Source organism: Ectothiorhodosinus mongolicus (assembly GCF_022406875.1).
Taxonomy (GTDB): domain Bacteria; phylum Pseudomonadota; class Gammaproteobacteria; order Ectothiorhodospirales; family Ectothiorhodospiraceae; genus Ectothiorhodospira; species Ectothiorhodospira mongolica.
This window is the reverse complement of sequence record NZ_CP023018.1, coordinates 1,255,890-1,273,317: the sequence shown is the minus strand read 5'-3', so window position 1 is coordinate 1,273,317 and position 17,428 is coordinate 1,255,890. Positions and strand designations below refer to the sequence as shown.

General features: G+C 54.1%; 13 protein-coding genes and 1 tRNA gene. All 14 read right to left on the bottom strand.

Annotation, left to right across the window (positions count from 1 at the left end; translation table 11 throughout):
* Positions 1 to 3: 3 nt before the first annotated feature.
* Positions 4 to 1,194, bottom strand: a complete 1,191-nt coding sequence (gene tuf / locus CKX93_RS06010) for an elongation factor Tu (RefSeq protein WP_076755753.1) — start codon at positions 1,192 to 1,194, stop codon at positions 4 to 6.
* 22 nt (positions 1,195 to 1,216) lie between these two features.
* Positions 1,217 to 3,316, bottom strand: coding sequence for an elongation factor G (fusA, locus tag CKX93_RS06005; RefSeq protein ID WP_076755762.1), 2,100 nt, complete (start codon positions 3,314 to 3,316; stop codon positions 1,217 to 1,219).
* A gap of 36 nt (positions 3,317 to 3,352) precedes the next feature.
* Positions 3,353 to 3,820, bottom strand: a complete 468-nt coding sequence (gene rpsG, locus CKX93_RS06000) for a 30S ribosomal protein S7 (protein WP_076755761.1) — start codon at positions 3,818 to 3,820, stop codon at positions 3,353 to 3,355.
* A gap of 20 nt (positions 3,821 to 3,840) precedes the next feature.
* Positions 3,841 to 4,218, bottom strand: coding sequence for a 30S ribosomal protein S12 (rpsL, locus tag CKX93_RS05995; RefSeq protein WP_076755760.1), 378 nt, complete (start codon positions 4,216 to 4,218; stop codon positions 3,841 to 3,843).
* A 114-nt stretch (positions 4,219 to 4,332) separates the two neighbouring features.
* Complete coding sequence (rpoC, locus tag CKX93_RS05990) at positions 4,333 to 8,580, bottom strand: DNA-directed RNA polymerase subunit beta' (RefSeq protein ID WP_084178672.1); 4,248 nt, start codon at positions 8,578 to 8,580, stop codon at positions 4,333 to 4,335.
* A 1-nt stretch (position 8,581) separates the two neighbouring features.
* Positions 8,582 to 12,667 carry a DNA-directed RNA polymerase subunit beta gene (rpoB, locus tag CKX93_RS05985; protein WP_076755759.1) on the bottom strand — a complete coding sequence of 1,362 codons (4,086 nt, stop codon included), beginning with the start codon at positions 12,665 to 12,667 and terminating at the stop codon, positions 8,582 to 8,584.
* A gap of 141 nt (positions 12,668 to 12,808) precedes the next feature.
* A complete protein-coding gene (gene rplL / locus CKX93_RS05980) occupies positions 12,809 to 13,192 on the bottom strand; it encodes a 50S ribosomal protein L7/L12 (RefSeq protein ID WP_076755758.1) in 384 nt (127 codons plus the stop codon).
* Between the two features lie 49 nt (positions 13,193 to 13,241).
* Complete coding sequence (rplJ, locus tag CKX93_RS05975) at positions 13,242 to 13,772, bottom strand: 50S ribosomal protein L10 (RefSeq protein ID WP_076755757.1); 531 nt, start codon at positions 13,770 to 13,772, stop codon at positions 13,242 to 13,244.
* A gap of 215 nt (positions 13,773 to 13,987) precedes the next feature.
* Entirely contained in the window at positions 13,988 to 14,683 is a 696-nt protein-coding gene (rplA, locus tag CKX93_RS05970; RefSeq protein WP_076755756.1) for a 50S ribosomal protein L1, read from the bottom strand.
* A 1-nt stretch (position 14,684) separates the two neighbouring features.
* Positions 14,685 to 15,116, bottom strand: coding sequence for a 50S ribosomal protein L11 (gene rplK / locus CKX93_RS05965; RefSeq protein ID WP_076755755.1), 432 nt, complete (start codon positions 15,114 to 15,116; stop codon positions 14,685 to 14,687).
* Between the two features lie 48 nt (positions 15,117 to 15,164).
* Positions 15,165 to 15,698, bottom strand: a complete 534-nt coding sequence (nusG, locus tag CKX93_RS05960; protein WP_076755754.1) for a transcription termination/antitermination protein NusG — start codon at positions 15,696 to 15,698, stop codon at positions 15,165 to 15,167.
* 13 nt (positions 15,699 to 15,711) lie between these two features.
* Positions 15,712 to 16,083, bottom strand: a complete 372-nt coding sequence (gene secE, locus CKX93_RS05955; RefSeq protein ID WP_076755955.1) for a preprotein translocase subunit SecE — start codon at positions 16,081 to 16,083, stop codon at positions 15,712 to 15,714.
* Between the two features lie 45 nt (positions 16,084 to 16,128).
* Positions 16,129 to 16,204: transfer RNA gene (locus CKX93_RS05950), tRNA-Trp, on the bottom strand.
* 18 nt (positions 16,205 to 16,222) lie between these two features.
* Positions 16,223 to 17,413, bottom strand: coding sequence for an elongation factor Tu (gene tuf, locus CKX93_RS05945; protein WP_076755753.1), 1,191 nt, complete (start codon positions 17,411 to 17,413; stop codon positions 16,223 to 16,225).
* Positions 17,414 to 17,428: the final 15 nt, after the last annotated feature.

The following is a 17,428-nucleotide window of genomic DNA, read 5'->3' as shown; positions in this document are numbered from 1 at the left end:
GAATTACTCGATAATTTTCGCGACGACGCCGGCGCCTACGGTGCGACCGCCTTCACGAATCGCAAAACGCAAACCTTCTTCCATCGCAATCGGAGCAATCAGCGATACCGTCATCTTCACATTATCACCCGGCATCACCATCTCCACTCCAGACGGCAGATCACATGAACCCGTCACGTCCGTCGTACGGAAATAAAACTGCGGACGATAACCATTGAAAAACGGCGTGTGACGTCCACCCTCTTCCTTGGACAACACATACACTTCCGCCTCAAACTTGGTGTGCGGCGTAATCGATGCCGGCTTACACAACACCTGACCACGCTCCACCTCATCACGCTTGGTACCACGCAGCAATACACCCACGTTGTCACCCGCCTGACCCTGGTCCAGCAACTTACGGAACATCTCAACACCCGTCACCGTGGTCTTGATCGTGTCCTTAATACCCACAATCTCAATCTCATCACCCACTTTGACAATGCCGCGCTCCACTCGACCCGTCACCACCGTACCGCGACCAGAAATCGAAAACACATCTTCAACAGGCATCAAAAACGCACCGTCAATCGCACGCTCAGGCTCAGGAATCCAAGTGTCCAAAGCCTCAATCAGCTTCTCAATCGCCGGAACACCAATGTCAGAAGTATCACCTTCCAAGGCCTTCAGCGCAGAACCCACCACAATCGGCGTGTCATCACCCGGGAAATCATAGCTCGAGAGCAAATCACGAACTTCCATCTCCACCAGCTCCATCAACTCAGCATCATCAACCATATCCGCCTTGTTCAGGAACACCACAATGTAGGGAACACCCACCTGACGCGCCAACAAAATGTGCTCACGCGTCTGCGGCATCGGACCATCAGCTGCCGAACATACCAAAATCGCTCCGTCCATCTGCGCCGCACCCGTGATCATGTTCTTCACATAGTCAGCGTGTCCAGGACAGTCCACATGCGCATAGTGACGATTGTCAGACTCATACTCCACATGCGCCGTGGCAATCGTAATGCCGCGAGCACGCTCCTCAGGCGCATTGTCAATCTGATCGTAAGCTCGTGACTCACCACCAAACTTCTTCGCCTGAACCACCGTCAACGCCGCCGTCAACGTCGTCTTACCATGGTCAACATGACCAATCGTCCCCACATTCACATGCGGCTTGGTACGCTCAAATTTTTCCTTGGACACTTCTTTACCCCTTCAATATCGATCAGGATGCTTTTTTGACAACGGCGTCGGCCACACTGGACGGCGCCTCCATATACTTACAGAACTCCATGGAGTACACCGCGCGGCCCTGAGTAGCGGAACGCAGATCGGTGGCATAACCGAACATTTCTGCGAGCGGCACTTCGGCGCGAACAATCTTGCCGGCGGGCGCATCGTCCATACCTTGGACCAAGCCGCGGCGACGGTTGAGGTCACCCATGACATCGCCCATGTACTCTTCTGGCGTGACGACTTCGACTTTCATAATGGGCTCAAGCAGCACCGGACTGGCCTTTGACACCCCTTCTTTAAAGGCCATAGAGCCGGCGATTTTAAACGCTGCTTCAGAAGAGTCAACATCATGATATGAACCGTCGAAAATGGTGACCTTGACGTCAACCACTGGGAAACCAGCCACCACCCCATTACGGCAGGCTTCTTGGACACCTTTGTCCACGGCCGGCACGTATTCTTTGGGCACCACACCACCGACAATCGCATTTTCAAATTCATAACCAGCGCCAGGCTCGCGAGGCTCTATACGCAGCCAAACGTGTCCGTACTGACCGCGACCACCCGATTGACGCACGAACTTGCCTTCCTGCTCCGTCAACTTGCGAATGGTTTCGCGATAAGCCACCTGCGGCTTGCCAACGTTGGCTTCCACCTTGAATTCACGACGCATGCGATCAACGATGATATCCAGATGCAGTTCACCCATGCCGGAGATGATGGTCTGGCCAGACTCTTCGTCAGTGCGCACACGAAAGGATGGATCCTCTTGTGCCAGCTTACCCAGGGCGATACCCATTTTTTCTTGGTCGCTCTTGGTTTTCGGCTCAACGGCCACTGAAATCACTGGCTCGGGGAATTCCATGCGCTCCAAGGTGATGACACTATTGAGATCACAAAGCGTTTCACCGGTGGTCACGTCTTTGAGTCCCACCGCGGCAGCGATGTCACCGGCGCGCACTTCCTTGATCTCTTCGCGCGAGTTGGCGTGCATCTGCACGATACGGCCGATGCGCTCTTTTTTGCCTTTCACCGGGTTATAAACCGCATCACCTGACTTAACGACACCGGAGTAAACACGGAAGAAGGTCAGCGTACCGACAAAGGGATCGGTGGCGATTTTGAACGCCAAGGCGGCAAACGGCTCATCATCAGTGGAGTGACGCTCAGCTTCACTCTCTGCGGCATCATCCAAGATACCCTTAATCGCACGCACATCCGTCGGCGAGGGCATGAACTCAATGATCGCATCCAACATGGCCTGTACACCCTTGTTCTTGAATGCAGAACCACACAGAGTGGGGACGATTTCGCTGGACAACGTGCGCGCGCGAATGCCGGCCTTGATCTCTTCGGTGCTCAGAGTCTCACCTTCAAGGTATTTTTCCATCAGCTCTTCAGAGCCTTCAGCCGCAGCTTCGATCAGGTGCTCACGCCATTGCTCACATTCGGCGAGCATTTCTGCGGGAATATCACGCTCATCAAAGGTCATGCCTTGACTCGCCTCATCCCAATAAATCGCTTTCATCTTGATCAAGTCCACCACACCGGCAAACGAATCCTCGGCACCGATAGGCAGCTGCAAGGGAACCGGATTACCGGCTAGGCGATCACGAATCTGACCGACAACGCGCAGGAAGTTGGCGCCGGCGCGGTCCATCTTGTTAACAAAGGCCATCCGCGGCACTTGGTATTTATTGGCCTGACGCCATACCGTTTCAGACTGGGGTTCCACACCACCGACGGCACAAAACACGGCGCACGCACCGTCAAGGACACGCAATGAGCGTTCCACTTCAATCGTGAAATCGACGTGCCCGGGGGTATCAATGATGTTGATACGATGCTCAGGGAACTGCTTTTCCATGCCGGGCCAAAAACAGGTAGTGGCCGCAGAGGTAATAGTGATACCGCGCTCCTGCTCCTGCTCCATCCAGTCCATGGTGGCAGCACCTTCGTGCACTTCACCCAACTTATGGGACACGCCGGTATAAAAGAGAATTCGCTCGGTCGTCGTCGTCTTGCCGGCGTCAATGTGCGCCATGATGCCGATGTTGCGATAGCGCTCGATGGGGGTTTTACGTGCCACGATGAATTACCTCAAAAACAATGAATCGCGCTGAAATTACCAGCGGTAATGCGAGAAGGCTTTGTTGGCTTCAGCCATGCGGTGCGTATCTTCGCGCTTCTTCACCGCAGACCCTTTGCTTTCCGAGGCATCCAGCAATTCGCCAGCCAGCTTCAAAGCCATGGATTTTTCGCCGCGTTTACGCGCCGCATCCACGATCCAGCGCATAGCCAAGGCATTCTGACGCACAGCGCGCACTTCCACAGGCACCTGATAGGTGGCACCACCGACACGGCGTGCCTTCACCTCAACCCGCGGCCGCACATTATCCAGAGCCGTCTCAAGCACACCCAGGCCGTCGCCTTTCTTGCTCTCAATTTGATCGAGGGCACCGTACAGGACGCGCTCGGCAACTGATTTCTTGCCATCACGCATCACGGTGTTAATGAACTTGGCCAGCAACTCACTCTTGTACTTAGGATCAGGGAGGATGTGGCGCTTAGGGGCTTCAGATCTTCTTGACATGTCTTTATCTCAGTCCGGCATCAAGCCTGTTTCGGGCGCTTGGCGCCATACTTAGAACGTGCCTGCTTACGGTTTTGTACACCCTGGGTGTCCAAGCTACCGCGCACGGTGTGATAACGCACACCGGGTAAGTCTTTTACACGGCCACCACGAATCAGAACCACGGAGTGTTCCTGCAGATTGTGGCCTTCGCCGCCAATGTAGCTGGAAACTTCGTAACCGTTGGTTAGACGCACACGAGCCACCTTACGCAGGGCCGAGTTCGGTTTTTTCGGCGTCGTCGTGTAGACGCGGGTACACACGCCACGCTTTTGCGGGCAGGCCTCTAAGGCCGGCACGTTACTCTTTTCTGTCGGGCGCTTGCGAGGCTTGCGCACTAACTGATTAATGGTTGCCATTAAAGCTTTTCTCCTAGCCCATAAACAACGACAGGCCGGACCCACCGGCCTGTCGAGGGTGCAGTATGTTAGGCAGACCGCGGTTAGCTGTCAAGCCAGACCGCGGTTTTGCAACTACTCCTCACTGTTATTGCCTTCGTTGGAAGATGCCTCTGGTGACACCAGCTCCGCATCTTCCACCTCAACAACCTCGGCTTCTTCAGCAACAGAAGGTTTGGGTGCCGTCAAAATCAGACTTTCGCCATGACGTCGACGACGACGTTCCTTGTGGTAGGCCAATCCCGAACCTGCTGGGATAAGACGGCCGACGATGACATTTTCCTTGAGCCCCCGCAGATCATCGCGGGCACCACGCACTGCCGACTCGGTCAGCACACGCGTGGTTTCTTGGAAAGAAGCCGCAGAGATAAATGACTCAGTGACCAGAGAGGCCTTGGTAATGCCCAAGAGCACCCGCTCAAATTGCGGATGGTCTTTTTTCGGACCCAGCCGCTCGTTCTCCTCCAGGACGCGGGCATAATCCACCTGCTCACCGGTGAGGAATCGGCTATCACCCGGATTGGTGATCTCAACTTTACGCAGCATCTGGCGAATGATCACCTCAATGTGCTTGTCGTTGATTTTCACACCCTGCAGGCGATACACGTCCTGAATTTCCTTGGCCATATATTCGGCCAGCGCGGTCACCCCTAGCAAACGCAGGATGTCATGTGGATTGGGCTCACCCTCGGCGATGACTTCGCCACGCTCTACATGCTCCCCTTCGAAGACGCTCACTTGGCGCCACTTGGGAATCAACTCTTCATGCGTCTCGCCTGATTTGTCATCGGTGATCACTAAGCGCTGCTTACCTTTGGTGTCCTTGCCAAAGCTGACTGTGCCCGAGCGTTCTGCCAAAATTGCAGATTCCTTAGGCTTGCGGGCTTCAAACAAGTCAGCCACTCGCGGCAGACCCCCAGTAATATCGCGGGTCTTTGACGATTCCTGAGGAATGCGCGCCACGACATCACCCACAGACACCTGTGCCCCGTCTTCCAGATTCACAATGGAGTTGGCCGGCAGTACATACTGTGCAGGGATATCAGTGCCGGCCAGCGACACCTGCTTACCCTTACCATCGACCAAAGCCACCATCGGCCGCAAATCTTTACCCACCGAACCGCGGGACTTGGGATCAATGATCACGGTAGAGGTCAGACCGGTCACCTCGTCCATCTGTTTATTGACGGTGACGCCTTCAATAAAGTCATGCAGGCGAATAGTCCCAGCGACCTCGGTAATGATCGGGTGGGTATGCGGATCCCAAGTAGCCACCTCTTGGCCAGCTTCAATGCTCTGGCTATCACCCACCAGAATCACCGCACCATACGGCAGCTTGTAACGCTCACGCTCGCGACCAGCTTCGTCAATCACACCAATTTCACCCGAGCGCGACACAGCAACTAGGTTACCGTGCTTATTCTTCACGGTCTTAATGTTGTGCAGACGCGCCGTGCCATTGGATTTCACCGAAATACTGGAGGCTGCTGCGGTACGGCTGGCGGCACCACCAATATGGAAGGTGCGCATGGTCAACTGCGTGCCAGGCTCACCAATGGACTGAGCAGCGATCACGCCGACAGCTTCACCGCTATTGACCTCATGTCCGCGGGCCAAATCACGTCCATAACACTTGCTGCAGATTCCGTGACGGGTTTCACAGGTGATGGCTGAACGCACCACGACCTCATCTACGCCAGCAGCTTCCATCACATCAACCGCCGCTTCGTCCAATAACGTACCGCGGGGCATGATCACTTCACCAGATAGGGACAACACGTCTTTGGCAATCACACGCCCCAAGACCCGCTCGCGCAATGGCTCAACCACATCACCGCCTTCAATGATGGGCTTCATCACTACGCCCTCTTCGGTGCCACAGTCTTCCTCGGTGACCACCAAATCCTGAGCCACATCCACCAGACGGCGAGTCAAATAACCCGAGTTGGCGGTCTTCAGCGCCGTATCGGCGAGGCCCTTACGAGCACCGTGTGTTGAGATGAAGTATTGCAGAACATTTAAGCCTTCACGGAAGTTGGCGGTAATTGGGGTTTCGATGATCGAGCCGTCGGGCTTGGCCATCAGACCGCGCATGCCAGCCAGCTGACGAATCTGCGCTGCTGAACCACGAGCACCGGAATCCGCCATCATGAAGATAGAATTGAATGAGGGCTGAACTTCTTTCTTACCCTCTGCATTCAACACTTCATCCGTGCCGAGCTTGGACATCATGGCCTTAGCGACTTGATCATTGGTATGAGACCAAATATCGACCACTTTATTGTAGCGCTCACCCTTGGTGACCAGGCCTGAAGCGTACTGGTCCTCAATATCCTTCACCTGGTTTTCAGCCGCAGCCAAGATGTCCGTCTTCTCGGTGGGGATAACCATGTCGTTGATACCAAACGACACGCCACCCTTGGTGGAGTACTTAAAGCCGGTGTACATTAGCTGGTCAGCAAAAATGACCGTCTCCTTCAAGCCCACGCGACGATAACAGGCATTAATCAACCCAGAAATCGCCTTTTTGGTGAGGTCACGGTTCACCAGATCAAACGACAACCCCGGCGGCAGAATACGCGACAGCAAAGCCCGACCCACGGTCGTTTCATGACGACGAGTAATGAGCTCGGACGTTCCATCTTCGTGTTTAACGGTTTCATCAACGCGCACCTTGACGCGCGCATGGAGGTCGACATGTCCACCCTCATAGGCGCGATGAACCTCATCCACATCCGTGAACATCATGCCTTCGCCACGCGCATTAATCCGCTCGCGCGACATGTAGTACAAACCTAAAACAATGTCCTGAGAGGGCACAATAATTGGCTCACCGCTGGCGGGAGACAGGATGTTATTGGTGGACATCATCAGGGTACGCGCTTCCAACTGCGCTTCCAGCGACAAGGGCACGTGTACCGCCATTTGGTCACCGTCAAAGTCGGCGTTAAATGCCGCGCATACCAGAGGGTGAAGCTGTATCGCTTTACCTTCGATGAGCACTGGTTCGAAAGCCTGAATACCTAAACGATGCAGGGTTGGCGCACGGTTCAACATCACCGGATGCTCGCGAATCACCTCATCGAGAATATCCCAGACCTCCGGACCTTCCCGTTCCACCAGTTTCTTAGCAGCCTTGATGGTAGTGGCCAGGCCTCGGCGATGTAACTTACCGAAAATAAAGGGCTTAAACAGTTCCAAAGCCATTTTCTTAGGCAAACCACACTGATGCAGACGCAAGGTCGGGCCAACCACAATAACTGAGCGCCCAGAGTAGTCGACTCGCTTGCCCAGCAGGTTTTGACGGAAGCGGCCCTGCTTACCCTTAATCATGTCGGCCAGCGACTTCAACGGGCGCTTGTTATTGCCTGTGATGGCGCGGCCGCGACGACCGTTATCCAGTAATGCATCGACTGCTTCCTGCAACATGCGCTTTTCATTACGCACAATGATGTCGGGAGCACTGAGCTCCAGCAGGCGCTTGAGGCGGTTGTTGCGGTTAATCACCCGGCGATAGAGATCATTGAGATCACTGGTTGCGAAACGACCACCATCCAGAGGCACCAAAGGACGCAGATCCGGCGGCAAAACGGGCAGCACCTTGAGAATCATCCACTCTGGCTTATTACCCGAATCAATAAATGACTCAATCAACTTCAAGCGCTTGGCTAACCGCTTGATCTTGTTGTCCGAGCTGGTTTCACGCACTTCAGCACGCAGCTTTTTGGCCAGCTCCTGCAGATCAAGTGAGCGCAGCAGCTCAAGAATCGCTTCTGCACCCATACGCGCATCAAATTCGTCACCATGCTCTTCGATGGCATCCAAATACTGCTCATCGGAAAGCAACTGTCCACGCTCTAGGCCCTGCACGGTGCGCGGATTAATCACTACAAAGGCTTCAAAATAGAGAATGCGCTCGATATCACGCAGGGTCATATCCAGCAGCAACCCGATGCGCGAGGGCAAGCTCTTGAGAAACCAGATGTGAGCCACCGGGCTGGCCAGTTCAATATGACCCATACGCTCGCGACGCACCTTAGTTTGAGTGACTTCGACATTACATTTTTCGCAAATCACACCACGATGCTTGAGGCGTTTGTATTTTCCGCACAGACATTCGTAGTCCTTGATGGGCCCGAAGATCTTGGCGCAGAACAGACCATCACGCTCGGGCTTGAAGGTCCGATAGTTGATGGTCTCTGGCTTTTTGACTTCACCAAAGGACCAGGAACGGATCATCTCTGGCGATGCCAGACCGATACGAATAGCGTCGAATTCCTCGACCTGACCCTGCTGTTTAAAGAGGTTGAGAAGATCTTTCATATCAATCCTGCTCCAATTCGATATTGATGGACAGCGAACGGATTTCCTTCATCAGCACATTGAAAGATTCGGGAATATTAGCTTCCATCCGGTGATCACCATCAACGATGTTCTTGTACATCTTGTTACGACCCTGAACATCGTCCGATTTCACGGTGAGCATTTCCTGCAAGGTATAGGCAGCACCATAAGCCTCGAGCGCCCAGACTTCCATTTCACCGAAGCGCTGACCACCGAACTGCGCCTTACCACCCAACGGCTGCTGGGTGACCAGGCTGTAGGGGCCCGTAGAGCGAGCATGCATCTTGTCATCGACCAAATGATTAAGTTTCAGCATGTGCATGTAACCCACCGTTACAGGACGATCGAAGGACTCGCCGCTGCGGCCGTCATACAACACTGACTGCCCCGTATCCGGCAGGTCCGCCAAGCGCAACATGGCCTTGATCTCTTCCTCATCGGCACCATCAAACACCGGCGTTGCCATCGGCACACCTTTGCGCAGATTTTTCGCCAAAGCCAAGATCTCGTCGTCACTGAGCAGTGACAGATCCTCTGTCCGGTTACTCGCCGTATCGTGGTTGTAGACCTTATCCAGGAAGTCGCGCAGCTCATCCATTTTGACCTTGGCATCAACCATGCGAGCGATTTTGTTGCCCAAACCCTTAGCAGCCCAACCCAGATGGGTTTCAAGCACCTGCCCCACGTTCATACGTGAGGGGACGCCCAGGGGGTTCAAGACAATATCAACCGGACTGCCGTCTTCCATGTAAGGCATATCTTCCATCGGGACGATCATGGAGACCACGCCCTTGTTACCGTGGCGGCCCGCCATCTTATCGCCTGGCTGCATGCGACGTTTCACGGCCAGATAGACCTTGACCATCTTCTGCACACCTGGCGCCAAATCATCACCGGCCGTCAATTTTTCTTTCTGTTCGGCATAACGAGCATCGAAGGCTTCCTGCTGCGCTTTGAGCTGATCCGCCATGAGTTCCAGCTGTTCATTGACATCTTCAGCCTTCATGCGAATCTCAAACCATTTTTCACGCGGCAGACCATTGAGGTAGCTTTTGGCGACCTTGGTATCGGACTTCAAACCATCCGGACCGCCTGCTGCCTGCTTACCGACGATCAAACGCTCAACGCGATCGAAGATATCGTCTTCGTAAATGCGCAGCTGGTCTTTGAGATCCTTGCGCACCGAGTCTAGCGCAGCAGCTTCAATCTGCAGAGCACGCTCGTCTTTCTTAACCCCATCGCGGGTGAACACACGTACATCGATCACCGTGCCCTCGATACCTGACGGCACACGCAGACTTGTGTCTTTCACGTCTGAGGCTTTCTCGCCGAAGATGGCACGCAGCAATTTTTCTTCCGGGGTCAGCTGGCTGTCGCTCTTAGGCGTCACCTTGCCCACCAGAATATCGCCGGGCTTAACCTCTGCACCGACGTAAACAATGCCCGATGCATCCAGCTTCGACAGCAGTCCTTCCGACACGTTAGGAATGTCTGCACTGATTTCTTCAGGTCCTAACTTGGTTTCCCGAGCCACGCAGGTCAATTCCTCAATATGGATTGAGGTGAAACGATCTTCTTGAACGACGCGCTCTGAAATAAGGATGGAATCCTCGAAGTTGTAGCCATTCCAAGGCATAAAGGCCACCAGCATGTTTTGACCTAAAGCCAACTCACCCAGATCCGTGGAGGAGCCATCAGCCAGCACATCGCCGCGGGCAATGACATCACCGACGCGCACCAAAGGTGTCTGATTAATGCAGGTGTTTTGGTTGGAACGCGTGTATTTGGTGAAGTTATAGATGTCGACACCCGGCTCGCCGGCTTCTGTCTCCTCATCATTGACTCGCACCACCACACGAGCGGCATCCACCGAATCAACCACACCGCCACGCCGAGCTACAATAGATGAACCCGAGTCAATCGCCACCGTACGCTCAATGCCGGTACCGACCACGGCGGTCTCGGCGCGTAGACAGGGGACAGCCTGACGTTGCATATTCGAGCCCATGAGGGCGCGGTTGGCATCATCGTGTTCCAAGAAGGGGATCAATGCAGCAGCCACCGATACAATCTGCCGCGGAGATACATCCATGAATTGCACCCGGTCTGGCGTGGACATGGTGAACTCGTTTTGATAACGACTGGACACCAACTCATCGATCAAGCGGCCTTTGGCATCTAAGGTCGCGTTGGCTTGGGCAATCAGGTAATTGCCCTCTTCAATTGCTGATAGATAGACGATTTCATCGGTGACCTTGCTATCGACAACCTTGCGATAGGGCGTTTCGAGAAAGCCGAACCGATTGGTACGTGCATAAACCGCCAGAGAGTTAATTAGACCAATATTCGGACCTTCCGGCGTTTCAATCGGACACACCCGACCGTAGTGCGTGGGGTGTACGTCACGAACTTCAAAACCAGCGCGCTCACGGGTCAAACCGCCCGGACCCAGTGCGGAAATACGGCGCTTGTGAGTCACTTCTGACAGGGGGTTGTTTTGATCCATGAACTGCGACAACTGACTGGAACCAAAAAACTCTTTGATGGCAGCTGACACGGGCTTAGCGTTGATCATCTCCTGCGGCATCAAGCCTTCGCTCTCAGCAACGCTCAGGCGCTCTTTGACAGCTCGCTCAACGCGCACAAGACCAATGCGGAATTGGTTTTCAGCCATCTCGCCAACACTGCGTACGCGGCGATTACCCAAATGATCGATATCGTCTACCTGGCCATTGCCATTACGAATATCAATCAAGGTTTTCAACACATCCAAGATATCTTCTTGGCACAGCACACCCTCGCCGGTCTCCTCATCACGACCCACTCGACGGTTGAATTTCATCCGACCTACCGCAGACAAATCGTAGCGATCAGCACTGAAGAATAAGTTATTGAACAAGGTCTCGGCGGCTTCACGGGTGGGCGGCTCACCGGGACGCATCATGCGATAAATCTCAACCTGCGCTTCCATTTGCGAACGCGTGGTGTCAATGGCCAGTGTCGTTGAAACGTAGGGTCCATTGTCCAGTTCATTGGTGTAAAGCGTCTGAAACTCTTTCAAGCCAATCGTCCGGAACTGATTGAGCAGCTCTTCAGTGATTTCGTCATTAGCATTGGCGATGATTTCACCACTATCGGTGTCAACCACAGTATGAGCCAGGTTTTTTCCAAGCAGGAACTCAGAGGGTACTTCCAGCGCTTTCAGATCCGCTTCTTCCATTTGACGCACGTGACGCGCGGTAATGCGCCGACCGGCCTCCACCAACATGTCATTGCCGATGCGGATATCGAACGCGGCAGTTTCGCCACGTAAGCGGGCAGGCACCAGATCCATCCGAAAGCCGCTTTTCAACACGCGGAAGTGGTTGGTTTCAAAGAAGGTGGAGAGAATCTCTTCCGCTTCCATGCCCAAGGCACGCAGCAAAATCGTCGCCGGCAACTTACGGCGGCGATCGATGCGCACGTAAATGGCGTCTTTAGGATCAAATTCAAAATCAAGCCAAGAGCCACGGTAGGGAATCACGCGGGCATTGAACAAAAGTTTGCCGGAACTGTGGGTCTTGCCTTTGTCATGATCAAAAAACACACCGGGTGAGCGGTGTAACTGAGAGACAATGACACGCTCAGTACCATTGATCACAAAGGTGCCATTGTCGGTCATCAGGGGCAGATCGCCCATGTAGACTTCTTGCTCCTTGATGTCTTTGACCGTGCGCGAGCCGGCGGGCGCTTCCTTGTCGTAAATTACTAGTCGGAGAGTGACACGCAGCGGCGCTGCATAGTTCAGGCCGCGCAGCTGACACTCTTTGACATCGAATACGGGGGTACCCAGGCGGTAGCTGACATAGTCTAGCTCTACATGACCTGAGTAACTGACGATGGGGAATACCGATTTGAATGCGGCATGCAGACCAATATCCTCGCGAGCATCATGCCCCTTAGACATCTGCAGGAATTGCCGGTAGGAATCGATTTGCGTAGCCAGCAAATAGGGGACTTCCAGAATTTGCGGACGTTTGCCGAAATCCTTGCGGATACGCTTTTTCTCGGTGTAGCTATATGCCATTGAGATTCCTCACACTCGAATCATCTTGCTGCTCAGGATGGATTCATCCTGAAAATAAGCGGAAAGAGGCCGGCGATGTTTCATCGCCAGCCCCCAAACCAACAGGGTCCGATGCAGTATCAAACGGGCCCGACCTGCGCCTTACTTCAATTCAACAGTGGCGCCGGCTTCTTCCAGTTCCTTCTTCATCTTCTCAGCTTCATCCTTGCTGACAGCTTCCTTAATGGTCGCTGGCGCGCCTTCGACCATGTCTTTGGCTTCTTTCAGGCCCAGACCGGTGACACCGCGAACCACTTTGATGACGCCCACTTTGTTGGCGCCGAAGCTGGTCATCACAACGTCAAACTCATCCTTGGCTTCAGCAGCGGCTTCACCGGCACCGCCAGCAGCGGCCACCGGAGCAGCAGCAACAGCCGCTGCAGCAGACACGCCAAACTTTTCTTCCATTGCAGAGATCAAGTCAACGATCTCCAGAACGGTCATATTGGAAATTGCTTCCAAAACATCTTCTTTATTCACAGCCATGATTAACTCCTGAGAGGGCTTGAAGCCCGATTCGGTTCAATATGTAAGATCAGCCGGCGGCTTGCTTTTGATCGCGAACGGCAGCCACGGTCCGAACGAACTTGCCAGGCACCTCGTTGAGCGTGCGGGCAAACTTGTCCAGCGGGGCCTTCATTACGGCCATAAGCATACTGATGGCCTGATCGCGGGTCGGCATAGAGGCCAGACGATCCAAATCGCCCGGACCTAATAACTTGCCACCCACGGAGACCAACTTGCACTCAAGCTGTTTGTGCTCTTTGGCGAAATCCTTCACCAGTCTGGCTGCAGCGCCGGGGTCTTCCTGGGAGAACGCTAAAATCAGCGGCCCCACAAAGCCCTCTTGCATGCAGGCAAACTCGGTTCCCTCAACCGCGCGACGGGCAAGGGTGTTTTTCACCACCCGCAGATAAACGCCGGACTGCCGCGCTTTTTCACGCAACTCCGTCATTTCACCCACGGTCAGACCACGGTATTCAGCAGCCACTGCTGAATAAGCCTGAGCGGCCACCGCAGCGACCTCAGAGACAATTGCTTTTTTGTCTTCGAGACGTAGTGCCACGGATTACCTACCTCCTGTTTGATGCCCAACCAAGGGTTTGGCATCGGGTAATGGCCAGAATAAAGCTCTGGCCGGTTCTCGGAGCACCCTCAACAGGACAAACCTGAATCGGGAACACCGTCTGCGCGGGCGAGGCGAACCTCATTAAGCCGTCTAGGACAGCGCCTGCGGTCTTGGACGGATGCCGGACACAGCCGGCAGTCCCACCCAAATACTTACAGTGACAAGCTTCCCTGATCCACGGGCACGCCAAGGCCCATCGTCGTGGAAAGCGTCACTTTCTTCATGTAGATACCCTTGGCAGCTGACGGCTTAGCCTTCATCAAATCAGCCAACAAGGCATTCAAATTTTCTTCCAACGCCTTGGCCTCAAAGCTGGCTTTGCCGATCGTGCAATGAATAATGCCCGCCTTGTCCGTGCGATAACGCACCTGACCGGCTTTAGCGTTTTTCACTGCAGTCGCGACATCTGGCGTCACCGTGCCTACCTTGGGGTTAGGCATCAGGCCACGAGGGCCGAGCACCTGACCTAACTGGCCAACCACGCGCATCGCATCGGGACTGGCGATGACCACATCAAAATCCATCTTGCCGGCTTTCACCTGTTCGGCCAAATCATCCATACCGATGATATCGGCACCTGCCTCTTTAGCAGCATCTGCGTTGGCGCCCTGAGTGAACACAGCAACCCGCACTGATTTGCCAGTTCCGTTGGGCAGCACCGTTGAGCCACGGACCACTTGATCGGATTTACGCGGATCGACGCCCAGATTAACACTGACGTCGACGGACTCGGCGAACTTGGCTGATGCCGTGTCTTTCACCAGCTGCAAGGCCTCAGGCAACGCGTAGAACTTACCCGGCTCAATTTTTTCACGAATGGCGCGCATCCGTTTGCTTAGCTTTGCCATGTTAAACGCCCTCCACATCCAAACCCATGGCACGAGCACTGCCGGCGATGGTGCGCACGGCGGCGTCCATGTCAGAGGCGGTCAGGTCAGGCCATTTGGTTTTGGCAATTTCTTCCATTTGCTCACGCGTCACCTTACCCACCTTGGTGGTATTGGGCGTAGCGGAACCCTTGGCAATCCCTACTGCTTTACGCAACAACACGGAAGCCGGGGGCGTTTTCTTGATGAACGTGAAGCTGCGATCCGAGTAAACAGTGATCACAACAGGAATCGGCAAGCCAGGCTCCATATCCTGGGTCTGCGCGTTAAACGCTTTGCAGAACTCCATAATATTCACCCCGCGCTGACCCAACGCTGGGCCAACCGGAGGGCTGGGATTTGCCTTTCCGGCAGGGACCTGAAGCTTGATATAAGCTTCGATTTTCTTAGCCATGCGAACAGCTCCTTAATGTGGGTGCAAGCGCCTCTCGGCTCCCCGTGATCAGGCCTTTTCTACCTGGTGAAACTCAAGTTCCACCGGTGTAGAACGACCGAAAATCTGTACCGCTACCAACAAACGGCTTTTGTCGTAGTTCACTTCTTCAACCACGCCATTGAAATCATTGAACGGGCCATCGGTGACTCGCACCACTTCACCCGCCTCAAACAAGACCTTGGGCCTGGGCTTTTCAGCACCTTCTTGCATACGCTGAAGGATTTTTTGGGCTTCTTTCTCGCTGATGGGGGCAGGACGGTCTGAGGTGCCACCGATAAATCCCAACACGCGCGGCACGCTCTTCACCAGATGCCATGTACCTTCACTCATTTCAATCTGCATGAGCACATAACCGGGAAAGAACTTGCGCTCGCTTTTGCGCTTCTGACCATCACGCATCTCCACGACTTCTTCGGTGGGCACCAAAATCTCACCAAAACTGTCTTCGAGACCTTTACGGGCAATATGATCTTCCAGGGATTTTTTCACCTGGTTCTCAAACCCCGAATAAACCTGAACAACGTACCAACGCAAAGCCATTTTCTAATCCCGGTTAGCGAATGAATTCGCGGATGGTCCAACCCAGCAGCATATCGATCAACCACAGGAAGATGGCCACCACAATTGTCGCCGCGAGCACAACCAAAGTGGATTGCAAGGTCTCCACCCGTGTTGGCCACACCATCTTGCGCACTTCAGTGCGGGATTCACCCAGAAACCCTGCCAGATTGCGGCCCATGCCCGTGGTGAAAATGATGCCAACAGCTACCGCCACAAAGGCCAGCAGACCCACTACACGCAGCAGCGTGGAGGCATCAGAAAACCAATAAAAGGTGAAGACACCGCCAACCAGCAGCGCTACAGCGACCACCAGTTTAGCGGTATCCAAACCACTTCCCACTACAATTTCGGTTTTACCTGCCATGGAATAAATTACGATCCAATTGCCACCGCGCAACACCGCGGATAATGGCAGGCCAGGAGGGACTTGAACCCCCAACCTGCGGTTTTGGAGACCGCTGCTCTGCCAATTGAGCTACTGGCCTAAACTCTTAATTACCTGATTACTCGATAATTTTCGCGACGACGCCGGCGCCTACGGTGCGACCGCCTTCACGAATCGCAAAACGCAAACCTTCTTCCATCGCAATCGGAGCAATCAGCGATACCGTCATCTTCACATTATCACCCGGCATCACCATCTCCACTCCAGACGGCAGATCACATGAACCCGTCACGTCCGTCGTACGGAAATAAAACTGCGGACGATAACCATTGAAAAACGGCGTGTGACGTCCACCCTCTTCCTTGGACAACACATACACTTCCGCCTCAAACTTGGTGTGCGGCGTAATCGATGCCGGCTTACACAACACCTGACCACGCTCCACCTCATCACGCTTGGTACCACGCAGCAATACACCCACGTTGTCACCCGCCTGACCCTGGTCCAGCAACTTACGGAACATCTCAACACCCGTCACCGTGGTCTTGATCGTGTCCTTAATACCCACAATCTCAATCTCATCACCCACTTTGACAATGCCGCGCTCCACTCGACCCGTCACCACCGTACCGCGACCAGAAATCGAAAACACATCTTCAACAGGCATCAAAAACGCACCGTCAATCGCACGCTCAGGCTCAGGAATCCAAGTGTCCAAAGCCTCAATCAGCTTCTCAATCGCCGGAACACCAATGTCAGAAGTATCACCTTCCAAGGCCTTCAGCGCAGAACCCACCACAATCGGCGTGTCATCACCCGGGAAATCATAGCTCGAGAGCAAATCACGAACTTCCATCTCCACCAGCTCCATCAACTCAGCATCATCAACCATATCCGCCTTGTTCAGGAACACCACAATGTAGGGAACACCCACCTGACGCGCCAACAAAATGTGCTCACGCGTCTGCGGCATCGGACCATCAGCTGCCGAACATACCAAAATCGCTCCGTCCATCTGCGCCGCACCCGTGATCATGTTCTTCACATAGTCAGCGTGTCCAGGACAGTCCACATGCGCATAGTGACGATTGTCAGACTCATACTCCACATGCGCCGTGGCAATCGTAATGCCGCGAGCACGCTCCTCAGGCGCATTGTCAATCTGATCGTAAGCTCGTGACTCACCACCAAACTTCTTCGCCTGAACCACCGTCAACGCCGCCGTCAACGTCGTCTTACCATGGTCAACATGACCAATCGTCCCCACATTCACATGCGGCTTGGTACGCTCAAATTTTTCCTTGGACATGCTCTAGCACTCCGC

Coding starts and splice junctions, on each gene's coding strand:
- nusG (WP_076755754.1), bottom strand. CDS start 15,698: ATGGCTTTGCGTTGGTACGTTGTTCAGGTTTATTCGGGGTTTGAGAAC.
- rplA (WP_076755756.1), bottom strand. CDS start 14,683: ATGGCAAAGCTAAGCAAACGGATGCGCGCCATTCGTGAAAAAATTGAG.
- rpoC (WP_084178672.1), bottom strand. CDS start 8,580: ATGAAAGATCTTCTCAACCTCTTTAAACAGCAGGGTCAGGTCGAGGAA.
- rpoB (WP_076755759.1), bottom strand. CDS start 12,667: ATGGCATATAGCTACACCGAGAAAAAGCGTATCCGCAAGGATTTCGGC.
- rplK (WP_076755755.1), bottom strand. CDS start 15,116: ATGGCTAAGAAAATCGAAGCTTATATCAAGCTTCAGGTCCCTGCCGGA.
- rpsG (WP_076755761.1), bottom strand. CDS start 3,820: ATGTCAAGAAGATCTGAAGCCCCTAAGCGCCACATCCTCCCTGATCCT.
- tuf (WP_076755753.1), bottom strand. CDS start 17,413: ATGTCCAAGGAAAAATTTGAGCGTACCAAGCCGCATGTGAATGTGGGG.
- rplL (WP_076755758.1), bottom strand. CDS start 13,192: ATGGCTGTGAATAAAGAAGATGTTTTGGAAGCAATTTCCAATATGACC.
- rpsL (WP_076755760.1), bottom strand. CDS start 4,218: ATGGCAACCATTAATCAGTTAGTGCGCAAGCCTCGCAAGCGCCCGACA.
- secE (WP_076755955.1), bottom strand. CDS start 16,083: ATGGCAGGTAAAACCGAAATTGTAGTGGGAAGTGGTTTGGATACCGCT.